Below are 17,624 nucleotides of genomic sequence, written 5' to 3'. Positions count from 1 at the left end.
AAATAGGAGGGTAATTAATGAGTAATCAGCAGAACAATGCAAAAAAAGGAGCTACAAAGGCCATTAGCGTAAGAATCTCGATTATGTTTGTTGTGCTTTTAATAGCCAGCATTCTTATTGCCGAGGGACTTGTAATAGGCTTTGGCTATGGAATGGTGAAGGATCTTATCGATACTTCCCTGACCAATCAGGTAAGTGCCAGTGCATCCCAGGTAAATAAGGAGCTTACTGCCACATTCTATTATCTGAACGCAGTTGCTGATGCGGTTGAGCAGAGCAACTTTGAAAGCAATGATGCCATCATGGAGTATATGGCCGGAACTGTAGGAAGATACAAAATGCTCCCTACCGGAGCTTATCTGGCTCTTAATGACGAAACCTTCATTTATCCCAATGCTCCGGATTATGTCATGGAAAATGTCACATCCCACGGCTGGTATGTGGAGGCTGTAGGTTATGACAATTCCTGGTTCTATTACTACGATCAGCCTTATTTTGATGATGTTACCGGCGAGCTGTGCGCTACCGTTATAAGACATGTTCATCTCAAGGATGGCCGTGAGGGCTGCTTTGCTGCAGATCTGTTCATGTCCGATTCCCAGAAAAAGCTTAATGAAGTTGAAGTATATCAGTCCGGTGGTGCCATGATGATCACCAAGGGCGGAACTATCCTTTCCTTTAAAGATGATCCAAGCCTTTGCGGAAAGAATATATCAGAAGTAACAGATAATCCCCTTATCGTTTCCATCGGCGAGTTTGTAGCTGCCCAGGGAGAAGATGATGTGGAAGTAGTAAAGCCTATTAAAGCAGCAGGAACAAAGTGGTATGCGGTAACCTCAGGTGTCAACGGAACCGACTGGAGCGTAGTTCTTTACGCCAAGCAGAACGAAGTTCTTGCTATACTGATGAGACTTGTTTATATTCTGCTTATCGTTACGGTTGTTTCAGTTATCCTTGTTATCATTATCATAGCTCAGGCTCTTCGCAAGATGATCAAGAAGCCTGTAACAGCGCTTACTGATAATATTGAAAAGATCTCCGGCGGTGACTTTACCGTTGATATCACTGCCAAGGGTGATGATGAGATTGCATATATGAACAGAGCCATGGGTGAGTTTATCCACGGAATGAGGACTTCTCTTTCAGAGATCAAGGATGTTTCCGGCAAGCTCCAGGGAGATGCCCAGACCTCCAAGAGTACAGCTGAGGACCTTGAGGCAGCAGCTAACAACCAGTCCTCAAGCATGAGCCAGATCAAAGAAAATGTTGAGCATATGGCCAAGGCTGTTACCGAGGTCGCAGAGAACGCTACTATCCTTGCCCAGACCGTTGCCAATGTAACAGAGCAGGAGCAGGCTATTGAGAGCTCCATGAACGAACTGGTTAAAAAGGCTGATTCCGGACAGCACGATATGTCCAATGTGGCAAACGGTATGTCCGATATCGTAGATTCCATGAAGGATATGGCCAATGCGGTTTCCAACGTTGATGAGGCAGCAGAGAAGATCACACAGATCATCGACCTTATCAATTCCATTTCCTCCCAGACCAACCTGCTTTCCCTTAACGCTTCCATCGAGGCTGCAAGAGCAGGTGAGGCAGGAAAAGGCTTTGCGGTTGTTGCTTCAGAGATCGGAACCCTTGCTCAGAACTCCGCCGATGCTACCAACCAGATCGGTGAGATCATCAAGGATATGTCCCAGAAGGTTCAGCTTCTTTCTGAGAAGTCTGAGACAAATACAACCCTTATCAACAACAGTGCCGAGACAGTTAATGTAGCGGCCACAACCTTCCAGGAGATCACAACAGAGCTGTCTCAGGCCAACGATATACTTGCTGAGATGGCTAAGCAGATGGAGAAGGTTAATGATGTTGCCACCAATATGGCTTCCGTATCCGAGGAGCAGTCAGCTTCCACTCAGGAGATCGCTGAGAACGTTGAGAGCGTAACAGAAGCAGCCCAGGGTGTTGCTTCATCCTCAGAGCTGGTTGCCAATGCGGCGTCATCTGTATCCGATGCGGTTGACACCATCAATGAAAACCTCCAGCGCTTCACAATCAGTTAATATAAAGCCCGGGCCACCTGCCTGGGCTTTTTTAGCTTTCCTTTGTTGATCATAGCCTCGGCACGTTGTACCTGAGCTTCCCTGATTGCCTTTTGATAAGCTGCATATTTGGGCGAATAGGTGATTATCTGCAGCAGAAACCTTTTTATTACCATCTTCTTGCTCAATTTCGAAATAGAAGTTAGAGCAGTCGTAGTAAAGTATTCGATCATTTCTTTTACCAAAATAGTTGCTGTTCTTAAAAACTTCAGACTGGATAAAATCCGATTCTTCTGCAACTATTTTTGATATGATTTAGGTTTCAAACTCCCGTGCAATAAAAAACAGACGAATTTAGATTCAAAAAAAGCGTTTATTTACGCAAGTTTAACAAAAGTTTAATTATGGATAAATTTATTATTTATTATATACTTGTAAAATATATTTATATATGAATCTACGTACAATAATGTTTATTAATACATTTATAAATGGAGGGTAAAAATGGGAACAGCTTCAACTATTGGAAATAATGGAAAAAACAATTCGAGTGTAAAAAAAAGTATTGGAAAAACATTATTGATGTGTTTACTGCCTGTGATTATCATTGGAGTAGTTGCAATTATTCTTATTCTATCATTCAATGCTAAAGCTACAATTGAAGATGTATCTCTTATGGATCTTCAGGCTGAAACACAGACTAATGCTTACAATATAGGAACCGGATTCAGAATGCTGTTGGCAAAATTTGGTCAATATTGTGATACCATGGAACAGGTTCCTTTTGAAGATGAGGAAGCAATTCTAAAATATATTGAGCCCTCTACAAATTACACAATCATTAACAATTCAGGAATTTACATTGGTTATGAGGATGATACTTATGTTTTTGCCAATCATACCATACAGGCTCCTGACTGGAAGCCTACACAAAGAGATTGGTATAAACTTGCACAAGGACATGAGACATTTATTGAATCTGATCCTTATGTTGATTCATCTACCGGGCAGCTTTGTGTCTCTTTTGTAAGACAGAACAGTTTTTATAATGGAATGGAAGGAGTTTGTGCTGTTGACGTTTTCCTTGGTGATATTCAGAATGAAGCATCAAAATATACTCCCATGAAAACAGGTAGTTCTATAATACTTGCCGGGGATTACATTATCAGCTATGTTAATCAGGATTTAAATGGTAAAAAAATATCTGAATCAGGAAATGCTTTTCTATCTAGCGTTAAAGCATATATTGATTCCGGTAGTACTGCGGTTACAAAAATAAAAAATCCGTTAAGCGGACAAGAATATTATGTTTGCTACTATAATATTCAGGGTACAAGTTGGAATATGGTTTCTTCTGTTCCTGTAAATGATGTTTTGGCATCATCCAACAGATTTATGATTATTGCAATGATTGCAATGATTGCATTGATTTTCATAATCACAGTTATTATTTTGATCACAATAAGCAGAGTTATTTCTAAGCCTGTTAATAGTCTTTCTAATAGTATACTTAAGATTTCATCAGGGGATTTTACTACGCAGATGCCTCAAGATAAAGGTGATGAAATTGGTCTTATCAGCAAAGAAATGGAAAATTATGTTCAAGTAATGAATGATACAATTTCTAATATACAGGAGAGAGCGGAACAACTACAATTTGACTCAAACTCTTCAAAGGATGCTTCAAGTAAGATGACTGAAGGAGCTAATGAGCAGTCTAAATCGATGGAACAAATCCAGACAACAATGGATGATATTTCAAATGCAGTAGGAGAACTTGCTAATAATGCAACTATGCTTGCACAGTCAGTTGCAGAATTAACCGATAATGGAAATAAGACAAATGAGATAATGCTAAGTCTTGTAGATCAGGCTGAAGTTGGACAGAATGATATGAGCAATGTTCAGAAGAATATGGAAGTAATAACATCTTCCATGAGTGATATGAATGATGTGGTTTCTACAGTAGGAGATTCTGCAGATAAGATTACTGAAATCGTTGAGATGATTGATTCTATTTCTGAGCAGACAAACCTTCTGTCACTTAATGCAAGTATTGAAGCTGCAAGAGCCGGAGAAGCCGGAAAAGGTTTTGCTGTTGTTGCTGATGAAATCGGTAAACTGGCTCAAAACAGCCAGGAAGCTGCTAAAGAAATCAGCGATATTATCGCAGAGATCACAAATCTTATTAAAGATCTTGCCGAGAAATCTCAGGCAAATATGGAGGCTATTACCAATAGTAGTGGAGCAGTTTCAAAAGCTGGAGATAGCTTTAGTAAGATCAATCAGGAGCTCAATAGTACAGCAGACACAATGCGCAACATGATTGGAATGATGGCAAATGTAAATGATATAGCATCAAGTGTTGCTGCTATATCTGAGCAACAGTCAGCTAGTTCTGAAGAAATAACAGCTACTGTAGCTAATTTGGCAGTAAGTGCTAAGGAGATTGCTGATGAATCAAAGGGTGTTGAGAATGTTGCAAATTCCGTATCTGATTCAGCTATATCCATCAATGAGCTGCTAAGCAGATTTAGCATACGATAAGAAATGCAAAATTAATCGTGATTTAATAGTAATTTCACTGATAAAATCCTGTCTTTGACAGTTTTAATACCAACTAAAGACGCCAAAAGCCTTAATACATCAGGCTCTTGGCGTTTTTTTTGTGATTCTTGATATATTGTTATATATTTCTTAAATATCGCTATTATAATATCTCAATACCGCAAATAATGATAAAATTAATGTACCATTATTTGCGAAAAGGAGATAAGTATACCAACCATGAAAAAACAAAATCTTCTATGGCTATTCTTGTTCCTTATAATATTTATCAACGGCTTCGAAGCCGGGGGCTATCAGGCCAGCTTATATTCCATCGGCCAGGCCTACGACCTCTCCGTGACCAAGATGGGAATATTCGCATCCGTTGAACTTTTTGCCACCATGCTGGCACCCATCATCCTGGGAAGCTGGGCTGACAGGACCAACAAGATAAAGTGCATCCTTATCCTCATGGGACTTCAGGCCACAGCAGCGCTGTTTATTTTCTGCAGCAGCCTCCAGCCCATATTCATAGGCGGAATCTTCTTCCTGGGACTTACAACCAGTGCGCTGCAGTTTATCTCCATTGCAGCTCTGGCTGAGAGCTATCCGAAGACCGGACGGCTTAAGATAGGAATCATGACCTCCATGTACGCTCTTGGAGCTTTCGTGGCGCCTCTTGTGGTTGATTATTACCTCAGCAGGGGCGGCGGATGGCAGCTTCTTTTCATAGTGCTTTTCATAGGTACTGTGGTGGCTTTCCTGGGTGTAATGTTCTATGGAAGAATGAGGACGGAAGAAGAGGAGGAGATCAAAGAAGAGACCAAGGCAGAAGGAAAATTCATCATTGCGGGAGTTCTTTTCCTCTGCGTTGTAATGTGCATTTATGTAGGCTTCGAGAACGGTTTTGCCTTCTTTATAGATACGCTTTTTACAGATGTTCTTAATTCCGATTTCGGTAAAAAGGCCCTGTCAATCTTCTGGGTTGTTATGATACCTTCAAGAGTTCTGGTGGGCGTTTTTTCAAAATATGTAAGAAAGCTCCTTCTGATTGCGGTAGTGGCAATTCCCTGCATCACAGCCATTATTTCAAGGATGAATTCACCCTGGGCGGTACTTATCCTTTGCATACCTCTTGGCTTTGCCTGCGGCGCCATTTACCCCTGTGTACTCAATGTCATGCTTGATTATTCAGCCAACAGAAAAGCCACCGCTACGGCCATGATAACGACGGCTACAGGCATAGGCGGAGTTATCTTCACCGCCCTTACCGGAATCCTGGGAGAGAGGCTGGGGCTTAGAAATGCGATCCTGTGCCTTGCTGAATTCTTTATTGCTTCCGTTATCTGCGTACTTGCTCTTCAGAAAGTAAAAACCAACGAGTAATTGAATTTTAAATAAATTAAGCAATCAAAAAATGGTCTTGCCGGTTATACCGACAAGACCATATTATTTCTCGGAGACAGGGCAGTTCGGATATTATCCGATAGCCTTTTTAACAGCCTCAAGAACACGGTCAGCCTGGAAAGGCTTAACAATGAAATCCTTAGCTCCGGCCTGAATAGATTCAATAACCATCGCCTGCTGACCCATAGCAGAACACATGATACAAACCGCATTAGGATCTGCAGCCTTGATTCCCTTTAAAGCTCCGATACCATCAAGCTCGGGCATTGTGATATCCAGAGTTACAAGGTCGGGCTTTAACTCATTATATTTTTCGATTGCAACTTTACCGTTCTCAGCTTCGCCGGCAATCTCATATCCGTTCTTTGAAAGGATATCCTTAAGCATCATACGCATGAAAGCGGCGTCATCGGTAATGAGTATTCTTTTTCCCATATTGAACCTCCAATAAGTATTTTTAGTTGCTAAGAAAAATTAAGCAATTTGTGTTTTGAATTAGTTGTTCAGTACATAATCTATTGTACCACGGATTTCTAAATATATGCGTTAAATCGTTATGCAAAAAATTAAAATTTGATAAAGTCTTAGGGAAATTGTTTTAAAATTATCACCCGCCTGTATACACGGGAAGTGTGTAATCATAGCCGTCGTTCTCGTAATTTACTATCTTCCAACCGGTAATCATATAACTATTGTTCGAATTGTCTGTATTTTTTGAAAAATTCGACATTAACGTAATATTAAGAGATTGGTTGTCGGTTATTGGTATACTTTTCTTTATTATACCATTTTCTTCTCCCTGGGTATACCCGGAATTTACAGCTGCCACAAAAGCATTTCCCTGGTGACAGGCATTGTAGTAGGCCACCTGCCTTCCTGCCAGTTTATAGCTGAGATTGTAGTCAGCCTTGGAATTTACCATGGTAAGAGCAGAGAAGGAAATAAGGCTCAGCACCGTGAAGATCAGCAGTATCGATCCGCTGCCCACGTGAGCCGGAGTCTGTCTGTTTTGCTCCATCACTGATCCTCCTTTCCTATATATACATCCACCGGCATGGTGTATATTATTCTTGTATTGTTATCGGGAATACTGGAAAATACCTGTGTTGTGCCTCTTAGGTCGATCACAGCGACTCTTCCTGTTATGGCATCCCCCACCAGTTCAACTCCGTACTCGTTGACATCGGCATAGGCTTCCTGGGCGGACATCCTTTCGGTTTCAAGAATTGCTTCGTAGGAGGCGTCCACCAGACCCTCAGCATTTAAATCCCATTCAGCGTTAAAGAACAAGATAACTGTATTTTTGTCCATGGTGTCGTCAGTGCTGATAAAAGCCTGCGGGTAAAGCTTTTCCATTTCCTTGAGCTGTCCTTTGCTTCCGTAGAAGGCCTCAGCCAGGTTCTGGGACCAGGTCACGGCGTTGCTTAAGTTGATGCTGTCTTCACTGAGAATATGGGCAGAAGTAAAAAGCCTTACACAAACTGCACTTGCAAGGGAAAAAAACAGGATGGCGATTATAAGTTCCATTAGGAACAAACTGATTTTTGAACTGCTTCGCCTGTTCATTACTGCGCCTTCATACTCCTTTTGGATATGTAAAGATTGTTTCTGTTTCCGTCTTCGGTAACTATATCAACGGCTATGACGGTATCAGACTGTTCCCGCACGTCAAAACTGCTGATTTTAAGGATTTTCTGACCCGATTGTGGGTAAAAGGTCTTGATATCGTCTCTTATATAAAGCTCCATAAGATAGCCGTCATAATCGTAAATAAAGGTATCGTAAAGGGCATCACCCTTTTTTTCCTGAAGCACCAGGACGTTTTTGTCAAATAGTTCCTGGGTAAAAACTGCGCCGTCTTCGTCAGACTGTCTTATTTTCTCTGTGATATAGGCGCAGGATATCCTGTGGGAAAAATTGTCCGTCATCTGTCCCACATTCTTTTTGTATATGCTGGCTCCTATTCCTATGACTGATACTGCGCATAGGATAAAAAGGAACATCAGACATATGACAAATACCGTATCGATTGCATGGCTTTTTTTAGCGTTTAAATCCATCTAAGAAGCTCCTTAACCTTCGCCACCGATAGAAATAACAGTTACATCAGGATATAGATTGGCCCCGATGGGCTGATAATCAACGAAAAATATCTCCTTGTCGTAAACAAGGCCGTAGTGCTCCTCCATGTACTCAAGGCTTGGAGGATATCTGCCCTCAATGGCATAGCACTGAACGATGTCCCTTGACAGGGCGCTTTCCAAGGATTCCTGCTGCTTTCTTACATTTACCTTTCCGGTCTCATCCACGGCGATAAAGAACAGCACCGCTACAATGGTAAAGATAAAGAGAGAGAGTATCCTGTATGCGCTGTCGGATATGCGGATGCTGAAGGCATCTTTGTCTTCGAATCTTGACATAAGCGTTCTCCCGAATTATCCAATGGTGGACATTATTCCCATAAGAGGAAGGATTACAGAAAGAAGTATCATTCCTACGATAACGGACAAAATGATTACCAGGGTGGGCTCAAGGACAGAGATGAGAGAGAAGATCTTTCTTTCCGTCTCGTGCTCGAATCTCTCGGCAATCTGCTTCATGGCTGCGTCCATGGAGCCGGTTTTAAAGCCTACATAAACCATCTGTGAGTAAAAGGATGAGAAGATCTTGGATTTCTCCAGGGCCTCCGGGAATGAGTCTCCGTCGATAAGCATGTTTCTGCAGGACTCAACCTTATTCTTCATTTCTTCGCTTTCCACCAGTTTGGCCACCAGGGAAAGGCCTTCGTAGGTGTCCATGCCGCTGGACAGTGTCAGTACCATACCGCTGGCAAAGCGCTCGCTTTCCAGTTCCCTCATCAGTTTCTTGGTGGGCCCAAAGACTGTAAGAAGGGATCTGAAGGACTTTTTACCTGCGGAGGTGGAGGAGAAGAAGATGAAAAGTGCTGCCAGTATCACCAGAAATACCACAAGGCCTGCGGAATATCTGTTGAGCAGAGTTCCCAGATTCAGCAGTGACTGTGAGAAGCCGCTCATGCTGGTTCCCAGCTGGGCAAAAACCTGCTCGAAGATGGGAAGGACTCTGACGATAAGAACCACTACCACCACCAGCATCATAAATACCATGATGAGAGGGTAGCTCACGGCGCTTTTTATGTTGGATTCGATATTCTCTTCACGGTCGTAGTAATCCGCCAGGGACTCCATTACGGTGTCCAGAGTTCCGGATTCCTCACCGATGGTGACCATGTGAACCACATAGTCGGGGAACACCTTGCTCATCTCAAGGGCCACATGGAATTGCTCGCCGCTAAGAAGCACCTGGCTTATCTGCTGAAGAAGCTTAAGGCTTCCCTTGTCATGAAGATCCTGGATCAGGATCTCAATGCCCTCAGCGGGAGATATGCCGGCCTTTATCAAAAGTGCCATCTGTCTGCAGAAATTTGCAATTTCATAGCTGGTTAGTTTTTTGAGTGTGGCTTTGGTTTTCATATTGCCTCCGGAAAAATAATTAATAGATGTATTTTACGGAATAGTTTTTGCCGTCTCCGATGAAAGATCTGAGTTTTTCTGTGTCGGTGGTTGAAGCAAAGGTGGGATCCATCAGCGACCAGGTCTTGCCGTCAAACTGGATCATGCCGTTGACCCATCCGATGTCTTCGATGTAGGTGCTGAGCCAGGCGTGATAAGCTGTCCCGGCGTAGCCCACCTCCATTCTTGTGGGGATCCTCTGGCTCCTTAGCATGCTGGTCATGAGGGCCGCATAATCAAGACAGATTCCCTTCTTGGTGGCAAGAACTTCGTCAATGTCCGGCAGGTAGCCGCTTTGTACGGATTCTGCCTCCTCATAGTCATATTCGATGTTGTTTATTACATAGTTGTAAACCGCTGATACCACATCCAGATCGTTGTTACAGGAGTAGGACAGATCTGCGCACTTTGCGATAGCCCTTTTTCCTGCATCAAAGGCCACATACTGGTTGGGGTAGAGGAAGGGCCTGAACTCGTCGTTCAGGGTCACCTGAATAGGCTGGGTAAAGACCATGGTGTACTGATTCTTTTCAATGTTTTCATATACATTGACCATATACTCCCCGTCGCCTGACTGGAGCGGGAAAACTTCCTCGGTGGGGACATCCACCGTGAGACTGTAAGTATAGGTGGTTTCATCAGGACCTGTTATCTGAAGTTTGACTTTTTCCGAGACCCCTGTGTAACAGACCACAACGTAGCCTTCCGCCACATTTGAAGCATCAACTCTGGTGTAGTCATTGCTGTAGACCACATATCCCGGGGCTTCGGGCATAAGACAAACAGGGGTATTATCCCTGCTTCCCTTTTCAAGGGTCTCACTGTCCGAAGTATCCCCTGATTTCACAATTGCATCAAGAGGAGAGGATGTTCCGCTGCAGCCGGACAGAAGTAACATAGAGCAGGCAATAACCCCCGAAAGGAGCCGTGCCGTATTTATATTCTTTCTCGGGAAAAAAGTCTTTTTTTTCATGTTTTCACGAAAGAGTCTGAGGCATCTCTCTGAGCTTTTTATATCCCAGCGAAATTACCTCCGATATCTTTTCTTTGTGCTCATCGCAGTTCAAAACACGGGCGTAGGAAACCTCTAAGGGCGTGCCCACGTTCATTTCGTTGTAACCGTGGATTCTTTTTGTAAGATCTAAAAGGAACATATCGGCAGCAGTGCTGTCGCAATTTTCTATGAGCATGATGAACTCGTTTCCACCGTTTCGGCCCACGTAGCCGTAGCTTTCGGATACATCCTCCAGTATTGCGCAGAATTCGGAGATGAGCCAGTTGCCGTTATCGTGGCCGTTGTCTTTGTTGACGGATACGAGATTTTTTATCTGGAGAAGGATGAAGCCCGCATTGGAGAGCCTCACGGGATCATTGAAGCTGTCTATAAGAAGGTCACAGCTGTAGCGGTTGGGAAGACCGGTGAGCTTGTCGATATACGCCAATTTGTTAAGGCGCCTTCCTATGGATGCGGTGCGGTGAAGAATGAAGAAATCAACAAGAATGGATATTATAAAAAAGATGACGCAGGCGGCCACCACAATAAGAAATACCGGAGTCGGTCCCTCCGATAATTCGTGGTACTGCTGTTTATCCATATGGAAAACGTATGCGAGAATACCTGTCAGGATAATAAGAATACCAAGAGAAACGATCTTGAGTAAGTATATTGAGCTGTAGATATTCGTCCGCATACTCTTATTATAGTGGTCCTGCTTCATAGAGACTTCCCCTCCTGTGTATGAATATTATTTTACTATATTTCGATAATTGAATAAAGGAAGGAATGAAAAAGTTTCTTTTTTATTTACAAGTTGTGGGCTGTGGGTACTCGTTTTTCAAAGGTGTAGTACTCGGTAAAACCTGCATTCAGAGCGATATCCCTCATCTGATCAAAGGCTGAGGCTACTCCCTCGGGAGTGTGGGCATCTGAGCCAAAGGTGATTATTTTGCCCCCGAGCTCCCGGAACCTTGCGATGGCCTCGGGACTTGGATTGGAATTACCGTAGGAAAAGCTCTTTAAAGCATTGGAGTTAAGATCAAGCCCCTTGCCGCTATCCGCCAGATACTTCAGGATCTCATCGATGATATCCTTGAATCTCTCATAGGAGTAGGTGTGATCCCCCTCCGGAACGTAGCGGGCTATGTAGTCCAGATGTCCCAGAACGTCGAAATCGGAGAAGAGCTTTATGTTTTTCAGGGTTTCTTCGAAATAGTGGCGAAGGACGTCTTCCACCTTTTTGCCGCCCCAGAATTCTCCGTAGTAGGGGTCGTTGTGATCAAGAAGATGCAGGGATGCGATGACAAAGTCAAAGTCGTGGGTCTTGATAAGGGCAGTGTTTTCGGAGGCCACCTGCTCCTGCATGCCTATTTCGATGCCGAATTTTATGTTTATCTTATCAGCAAACTTTTCCTTATAATATGTAAGTTCATTTTTATATGCTTCCACATCCAGTAAAAAGGGATCCGGAGGAAGTCCCGGAAGGAGAGGGAAGTCCATATCCATGTGTTCCGTAAAACAGATCTCCTTCAGTCCCATTTTTATGGAGGAAAGGGTCATCTCCTCCATGGGAGTCTCACTGTCTCCCGAGTTGGATGAGTGCATGTGGTAGTCAGCCAGGATCATATGAAAACGCCTTTCTATTTGGGTATTGACGATTTATTGATAGACAATTTAACTTTTTTCCTTGATTTTGCTTTCTTTAGTATAACTAATCCGTAAATATTTTGCTATTCTTACTTGATTTATGCGCTGTTTTTTATTAGAATTGTAAGTGCTGATAAAAAATTATCAATTTAGTTTGATTAGGAACAGCAACCAATTAAATAAATTCATTTTAGGAGGAACTTAAAATGGCAGTAAAAGTAGCAATCAATGGTTTTGGTCGTATCGGTCGTCTTGCTTTCAGACAGATGTTCGGTGCAGAAGGTTACGAAGTAGTAGCTATCAACGATTTGACAAGCCCTAAGATGCTTGCTCATCTCTTGAAGTATGATTCATCACAGGGACGCTATGTAGAAGTAGGTCACGAGGATGACGTAACAGCTGACGACGAGGCTGGAACAATCACAGTTAAGGGCAAGACAATCAAGATTTACAAAGAGCCCGATGCTAACAATTGCCCATGGGGAGAGCTTGGCGTAGACGTAGTTCTTGAGTGCTCAGGCTTCTATACATCTAAGGAGAAGGCACAGGCACACATCAATGCCGGCGCTAAGAAGGTTGTTATTTCTGCTCCTGCAGGAAACGATCTTCCTACAATCGTTTACAACGTAAACCACAAGACTCTTACAAAGGACGACAAGATCATTTCTGCTGCATCTTGCACAACAAACTGCCTTGCACCTATGGCTAAGGCTCTTAATGATTATGCTCCTATCCAGTCAGGTATCATGTGCACAATCCACGCTTACACAGGTGACCAGATGATTCTTGATGGACCTCAGAGAAAGGGCGACCTCAGAAGATCACGTGCAGGTGCTGTTAACATCGTTCCTAACTCAACAGGTGCTGCTAAGGCTATCGGCCTTGTAATCCCTGAGCTTAACGGCAAGCTTATCGGCGCTGCTCAGCGTGTTCCTACACCTACAGGATCAACAACACTTCTCTTCGCTGTAGTTAAGAAGGCTGACGTTACTAAGGAAGCTGTTAACGCAGCTATGAAGGCAGCAGCTACAGAGTCATTCGGATACAACACAGACGAGATCGTTTCATCTGATATCGTTGGTATGAGATTCGGTTCACTCTTCGATGCTACTCAGACACTTGTTAACAAGGTTGATGATGATACATACGAAGTACAGGTTGTTTCATGGTATGACAACGAGAACTCATACACATCACAGATGGTTAGAACAATCAAGTACTTTGCAGAGCTTGGCTGATAACCTCTGATTATCAAATAGTCTTTTAGATGAGGTCCGGTCCTATTGGACCGGACCTATTTTTCATATAAAAACATGAAAATAGGTATGTTAGATGCGCACTCGTGCGAAAGGAAGATGATGCTAAAGCATCCGTACTCGGCGCAGGAATATCGCAAGCGATATTCTATCTTAGTAGTGTATATAATAATCTAGAATTATGAATTCAGGAGGAAAAAAAATGTCACTTAACAAAAAGTCAGTAGATGACATCAACGTAAAGGGCAGACGCGTACTTGTTCGTTGCGATTTCAACGTACCTCTCAAGAACGGCGAGATCACAGACGAGACCAGAATCGTAGCAGCTCTTCCTACAATCAAGAAGCTCATCAAGGACGGCGGCAAGGTTATCCTTTGCTCACACCTTGGTAAGGTTAAGAATGGTCCTAACGAGGGCGAGTCCCTGGCACCTGTTGCTAAGAGACTTTCAGAGAAGCTTGGCAAGGATGTTAAGTTTGTTAACGATTACAACGTTACCGGAGCTGCAGCTACAGGCGCAGTTGAGGCAATGAACGAGGGAGATGTAGTTCTTCTTCAGAATACAAGATTCCGTGGCAAGGAAGAGACCAAGCCTGAAGAGGCTGGTGAGGCTTTTGCAAAAGAGCTTGCTGATCTTGCTGATGACTATGTATGTGATGCTTTCGGTTCAGCTCACAGAGCACATGCTTCTGTTGCAGTTGTTACCAAGTACATCAAGGAAAAGGGCGGCAACAACGCAGTTGGATACCTTATGCAGAAGGAAATCGACTTCCTCGGCAATGCAGTTGAGAACCCTGTAAGACCTTTCGTAGCTATCCTCGGTGGTGCTAAGGTTGCTGACAAGCTCAACGTTATCAACACTCTTCTTGATAAGTGCGATACTCTTATCATCGGTGGTGGTATGGCTTACACATTCCTTAAGGCTAAGGGATACGAAGTTGGTAAGTCACTTCTTGACGAGACCAAGGTTGACTATTGTAAGGAAATGATGGAGAAGGCTGAGAAGGCCGGCAAGAAGCTCCTTCTTCCTATCGATACAGTTTGCATCAACGAGTTCCCTAATCCTATCGACGATCCTTCAATCGCTACTAAGGTTGTTGACGCTGATAAGATTCCTTCAGACATGGAAGGCGCTGATATCGGACCTAACACAATCGCTCTTTACTCAGAGGCAGTTAAGACTGCTAAGACTGTAGTTTGGAACGGACCTATGGGCGTATTCGAGAACCCTGTTCTTGCTAATGGTACCAAGGAAGTTGCTAAGGCTCTTTCTGAGACAGAGGCTACAACAATCATCGGTGGTGGTGACAGTGCAGCTGCTGTTAACCAGCTTGGCTATGCTGACAAGATGAGCCACATCTCAACAGGTGGCGGCGCTTCTCTCGAGTTCCTCGAGGGCAAGAAGCTTCCCGGTGTTTATGCTGCTGACGATCGTAACTAATGTTGGAGGATTAAAAAATGGCAAGAAGACGTATTATCGCCGGAAACTGGAAGATGAACAAGACTCCCAGCGAGGCAGTAGCTCTTTGCGCAGAGCTTAAGGATCTTGTAAAGAATGATGATGTGGACGTAGTTTACTGCGTACCCGCTATCGATATCGTACCTGTAGCTGAGGCTGTTAAGGGTACAAACGTACATGTTGGTGCTGAGAACTTCTACATTGTAGACAGCGGCGCTTTCACAGGCGAGATTTCTGCTCCTATGCTTAAGGATGCAGGCGCCACGTACGTTATCATCGGTCACTCAGAGAGAAGAGATATCTTCGGAGAGAACGATATCCTTATTAACCAGAAGGTTAAGAAGGCATTTGCTTCAGGTCTTACACCTATCCTTTGCTGTGGTGAGTCCCTTGCACTTCGTAAGGCTGACACCTACAAGGAGTGGATCGAGAGACAGATCACCTGGGATCTTTCAGGCGTAACTGCTGACCAGGTTAAGAAGCTTGTTATCGCTTACGAGCCTATCTGGGCTATCGGAACAGGCGAGACAGCTACAGCTGATCAGGCTGAGGAAGTTTGCGGACTTATCCGTGAGCTCATCGCAAAGCTTTATGATCAGGCTACAGCTGATGAAGTTCGCATCCAGTACGGCGGATCTATGAACGCCGGCAATGCTGCTGAGCTTCTTTCAAAGCCTAACATTGACGGAGGCCTCATTGGTGGCGCTTCCCTCAAGCCTGACTTTGGCAAGATCGTTAACGCATAATCTTGGATTTCTTTTGGGCCTGCACTTTTGTGCGGGCCCTTTTTAATTTTGCCGTGGGATTTAGTTATTCGTATAAATAACTGTTATAATATTTTCTATAGTTAGTTTTCAGGAGGGGAGAAAAATGGCGATGAATCTATCGGAAAGTGAGCTTGAACAGGTTGTTGGAGGTGCAGTTTCAAGGGGCGCCAGGCGCCAGGTTATGATGGTGGCCTGTTGCAAGTGCCACAGAAATTTCAATGTTGATATTCAAAAGAGCGAAGAAACCTGTCCGAAATGTGGAACCAAGAATACTTTTGCAGGTTAAAAGACCGGATGTATTAATTGTTATAAATAATTAATACATCCTTATTTTTTTTTTAGATATTGAGGAAGATAACATGATAGAATAATGTTGTGTAAGAACGACTATACGTCAATTTATGTGCATAATAAGGTTAACGAATGGAAGAAAACAAAAAACCTTTGAAAAAAAGCATATTTCTGGGCTGTTCCTCCTTTATTATTCTGCTGTGTCTGGTTCTCAGTGTCTTGACCTTCAGGACCTACAACAGATCTCTTTATCATGCCTATGAAGAGCGTATGGAGGACATTATCAATTATGTCTATAACCATATCGATATGGAGGATCTGGAACAGTGCGTTAAGACCAAGGAAGAGTCTGAGAAGTTCAAGGAACTTATGGCCTTCATGGACGGGATAATGGAGGACTTTAATGTCCATTATCTCTATATTGTCATGCCTCTTAGCGTTGACCCTCCCAGAATGATGAATATTCTTTCCGCTGATACTGCCTATGGCAGACTTTACGAGCCTGATGGCTATTATCTTGGCTCAGTGTCAGAGGAGGATTATGATGCCGCTGAGATTCAGAGATACTTTAATGCCATGAAATATGATAAGCTCACCTTTTTTAAGGATTTCAGCAGGTGGGGCTATGACTATACAGCATTGATGCCCCTTAAGGGCTCAGATGGAGAGACTTTTGCGGTTCTGTGCGTGGATATAGAGGTTTATAAAGTTGAGCAGGCCATAAGAGAGTATACCGTTGTAAATGTAGCGCTTATCGTGGTACTTGGTGTGGCCTTTGTGGGCTATTTCCTTTCCTGGATGACAAGAAATATCACGGAGCCTATAAGCAAGCTGGAAAAAAGCGTTGTATCTTTTGCCAAGATATCCCATGAGCAGAAGGATCCCGAGAAGCTCCGTTATGAAGCTCCTGCCATACACACCCAGAACGAAGTGGAGTCCCTTTCCAATGCCGTAGCTCAGATGTCTACGGATATGAGGGCTTATGTGAAGAATATCGTGGATGCCGAGGGTAAAGTTGAGGTTATGAAGAACCAGGTGAGCCACATGGATATGCTGGCTTATCAGGATGCCCTTACCCACGTCAAGAACAAGGCCTGGTACGACAAGGTAAAAGAGAGAGTGGACAAGGATATCAATTCCGGAAGAGCCAGATTTGGTATTGTTATGGCGGATCTTAACAATCTTAAAAAGGTAAATGATACCTTTGGCCATGAGCATGGCAACGATTATATCTTCGGCGCCTGCCATGAGATCTGTATCATGTATGATCATTCACCGGTATTTAGGATCGGTGGTGATGAGTTTGTAATTCTTTTGGAAAACAGGGATTATGACAACAGGGATGTGCTTTTCAGAAAGCTGAAAGAGGTATATGAATACACCTCCTCAGATAAGACAAGGGATGCCTGGGAGCGCTATTCAGCAGCTCTTGGTATGGCTGTTTTTAATCCCGCCACAGATCATTCCATGGATGATGTCTTCAAACGCGCCGATGCCGAAATGTACAAGGACAAGGTGGCATCCAAGAGCGCAAGAGAGTAAACCTGAATAAATTAAGACAAAAAAGTACCGCCACCGGGAGCCTGCCGCAGTGACGGTACTTTATCTTTTAGGAAGATTGTTCATCATGTTTATATCTTCCTCCTTTCTACTCTATATATCGGTGGAATTTCCGGAA

The 17,624-nt window shown here is 43.4% G+C and carries 17 protein-coding genes; 8 read left to right on the top strand and 9 right to left on the bottom strand.

From position 1 onward, the window contains the following. The first annotated feature begins 17 nt into the window (after positions 1-17). From T359_RS0104315 to T359_RS0104300, 3 genes are all read left to right on the top strand, one after another. Positions 18-2,066 carry a methyl-accepting chemotaxis protein gene (locus T359_RS0104315; protein ID WP_026516406.1) on the top strand — a complete coding sequence of 683 codons (2,049 nt, stop codon included), beginning with the start codon at positions 18-20 and terminating at the stop codon, positions 2,064-2,066. Positions 2,067-2,549: 483 nt separating this feature from the next. Next, complete coding sequence (locus T359_RS0104305) at positions 2,550-4,592, top strand: methyl-accepting chemotaxis protein (protein WP_026516404.1); 2,043 nt, start codon at positions 2,550-2,552, stop codon at positions 4,590-4,592. A 240-nt stretch (positions 4,593-4,832) separates the two neighbouring features. Continuing rightward, a complete protein-coding gene (locus T359_RS0104300) occupies positions 4,833-5,978 on the top strand; it encodes an MFS transporter (RefSeq protein ID WP_026516403.1) in 1,146 nt (381 codons plus the stop codon). A gap of 93 nt (positions 5,979-6,071) precedes the next feature. On the opposite strand, the gene T359_RS0104295 is transcribed toward T359_RS0104300, so the two are convergent. From T359_RS0104295 to T359_RS0104255, 9 genes are all read right to left on the bottom strand, one after another. Next, a complete protein-coding gene (locus T359_RS0104295) occupies positions 6,072-6,434 on the bottom strand; it encodes a response regulator (RefSeq protein ID WP_022764589.1) in 363 nt (120 codons plus the stop codon). 172 nt (positions 6,435-6,606) lie between these two features. Beyond that, complete coding sequence (locus T359_RS0104290; protein WP_026516402.1) at positions 6,607-7,017, bottom strand: hypothetical protein; 411 nt, start codon at positions 7,015-7,017, stop codon at positions 6,607-6,609. After that, the gene (locus T359_RS0104285; protein WP_026516401.1) at positions 7,017-7,526 is read right to left on the bottom strand and encodes a hypothetical protein; all 510 of its coding nucleotides are present in this window, start codon (positions 7,524-7,526) and stop codon (positions 7,017-7,019) included. Before T359_RS0104285 ends, T359_RS0104290 begins: the two co-directional genes overlap by 1 nt. A 38-nt stretch (positions 7,527-7,564) precedes the next feature. Then, a complete protein-coding gene (locus T359_RS0104280) occupies positions 7,565-8,059 on the bottom strand; it encodes a DUF4860 domain-containing protein (protein WP_026516400.1) in 495 nt (164 codons plus the stop codon). Positions 8,060-8,071: 12 nt separating this feature from the next. Beyond that, positions 8,072-8,419, bottom strand: coding sequence for a hypothetical protein (locus T359_RS0104275; protein WP_026516399.1), 348 nt, complete (start codon positions 8,417-8,419; stop codon positions 8,072-8,074). A 15-nt stretch (positions 8,420-8,434) separates the two neighbouring features. Next, positions 8,435-9,490, bottom strand: coding sequence for a type II secretion system F family protein (locus T359_RS0104270; protein ID WP_026516398.1), 1,056 nt, complete (start codon positions 9,488-9,490; stop codon positions 8,435-8,437). Between the two features lie 19 nt (positions 9,491-9,509). After that, positions 9,510-10,427, bottom strand: a complete 918-nt coding sequence (locus T359_RS0104265; protein WP_242839040.1) for a transglutaminase-like domain-containing protein — start codon at positions 10,425-10,427, stop codon at positions 9,510-9,512. Positions 10,428-10,506: 79 nt separating this feature from the next. Further along, entirely contained in the window at positions 10,507-11,247 is a 741-nt protein-coding gene (locus T359_RS0104260; RefSeq protein ID WP_026516396.1) for a GGDEF domain-containing protein, read from the bottom strand. A gap of 86 nt (positions 11,248-11,333) precedes the next feature. Beyond that, entirely contained in the window at positions 11,334-12,152 is an 819-nt protein-coding gene (locus T359_RS0104255; protein ID WP_051544912.1) for a histidinol-phosphatase HisJ family protein, read from the bottom strand. A 227-nt stretch (positions 12,153-12,379) separates the two neighbouring features. Here T359_RS0104255 and gap point away from each other — a divergent pair, with 227 nt between their 5' ends. From gap to T359_RS19280, 5 genes are all read left to right on the top strand, one after another. After that, the gene (gap, locus tag T359_RS0104250) at positions 12,380-13,411 is read left to right on the top strand and encodes a type I glyceraldehyde-3-phosphate dehydrogenase (protein ID WP_022777812.1); all 1,032 of its coding nucleotides are present in this window, start codon (positions 12,380-12,382) and stop codon (positions 13,409-13,411) included. A gap of 220 nt (positions 13,412-13,631) precedes the next feature. After that, on the top strand, positions 13,632-14,870 hold the full coding sequence (locus T359_RS0104245) for a phosphoglycerate kinase (RefSeq protein ID WP_026516394.1): 1,239 nt from the start codon (positions 13,632-13,634) through the stop codon (positions 14,868-14,870). Between the two features lie 17 nt (positions 14,871-14,887). Further along, positions 14,888-15,634 carry a triose-phosphate isomerase gene (gene tpiA / locus T359_RS0104240; RefSeq protein WP_026516393.1) on the top strand — a complete coding sequence of 249 codons (747 nt, stop codon included), beginning with the start codon at positions 14,888-14,890 and terminating at the stop codon, positions 15,632-15,634. A gap of 124 nt (positions 15,635-15,758) precedes the next feature. Further along, positions 15,759-15,941, top strand: coding sequence for a hypothetical protein (locus tag T359_RS0104235; protein WP_026516392.1), 183 nt, complete (start codon positions 15,759-15,761; stop codon positions 15,939-15,941). A 137-nt stretch (positions 15,942-16,078) separates the two neighbouring features. Beyond that, positions 16,079-17,488, top strand: a complete 1,410-nt coding sequence (locus T359_RS19280; RefSeq protein WP_035783538.1) for a sensor domain-containing diguanylate cyclase — start codon at positions 16,079-16,081, stop codon at positions 17,486-17,488. The last annotated feature ends 136 nt before the right edge of the window (positions 17,489-17,624 follow it).

It is taken from the genome of Butyrivibrio sp. MC2021, from assembly GCF_000621605.1.
GTDB lineage: Bacteria > Bacillota > Clostridia > Lachnospirales > Lachnospiraceae > Butyrivibrio.
The sequence above is the reverse complement of the archived record's forward strand: the minus strand, read 5'-3'. Positions and strand labels throughout refer to the sequence as shown.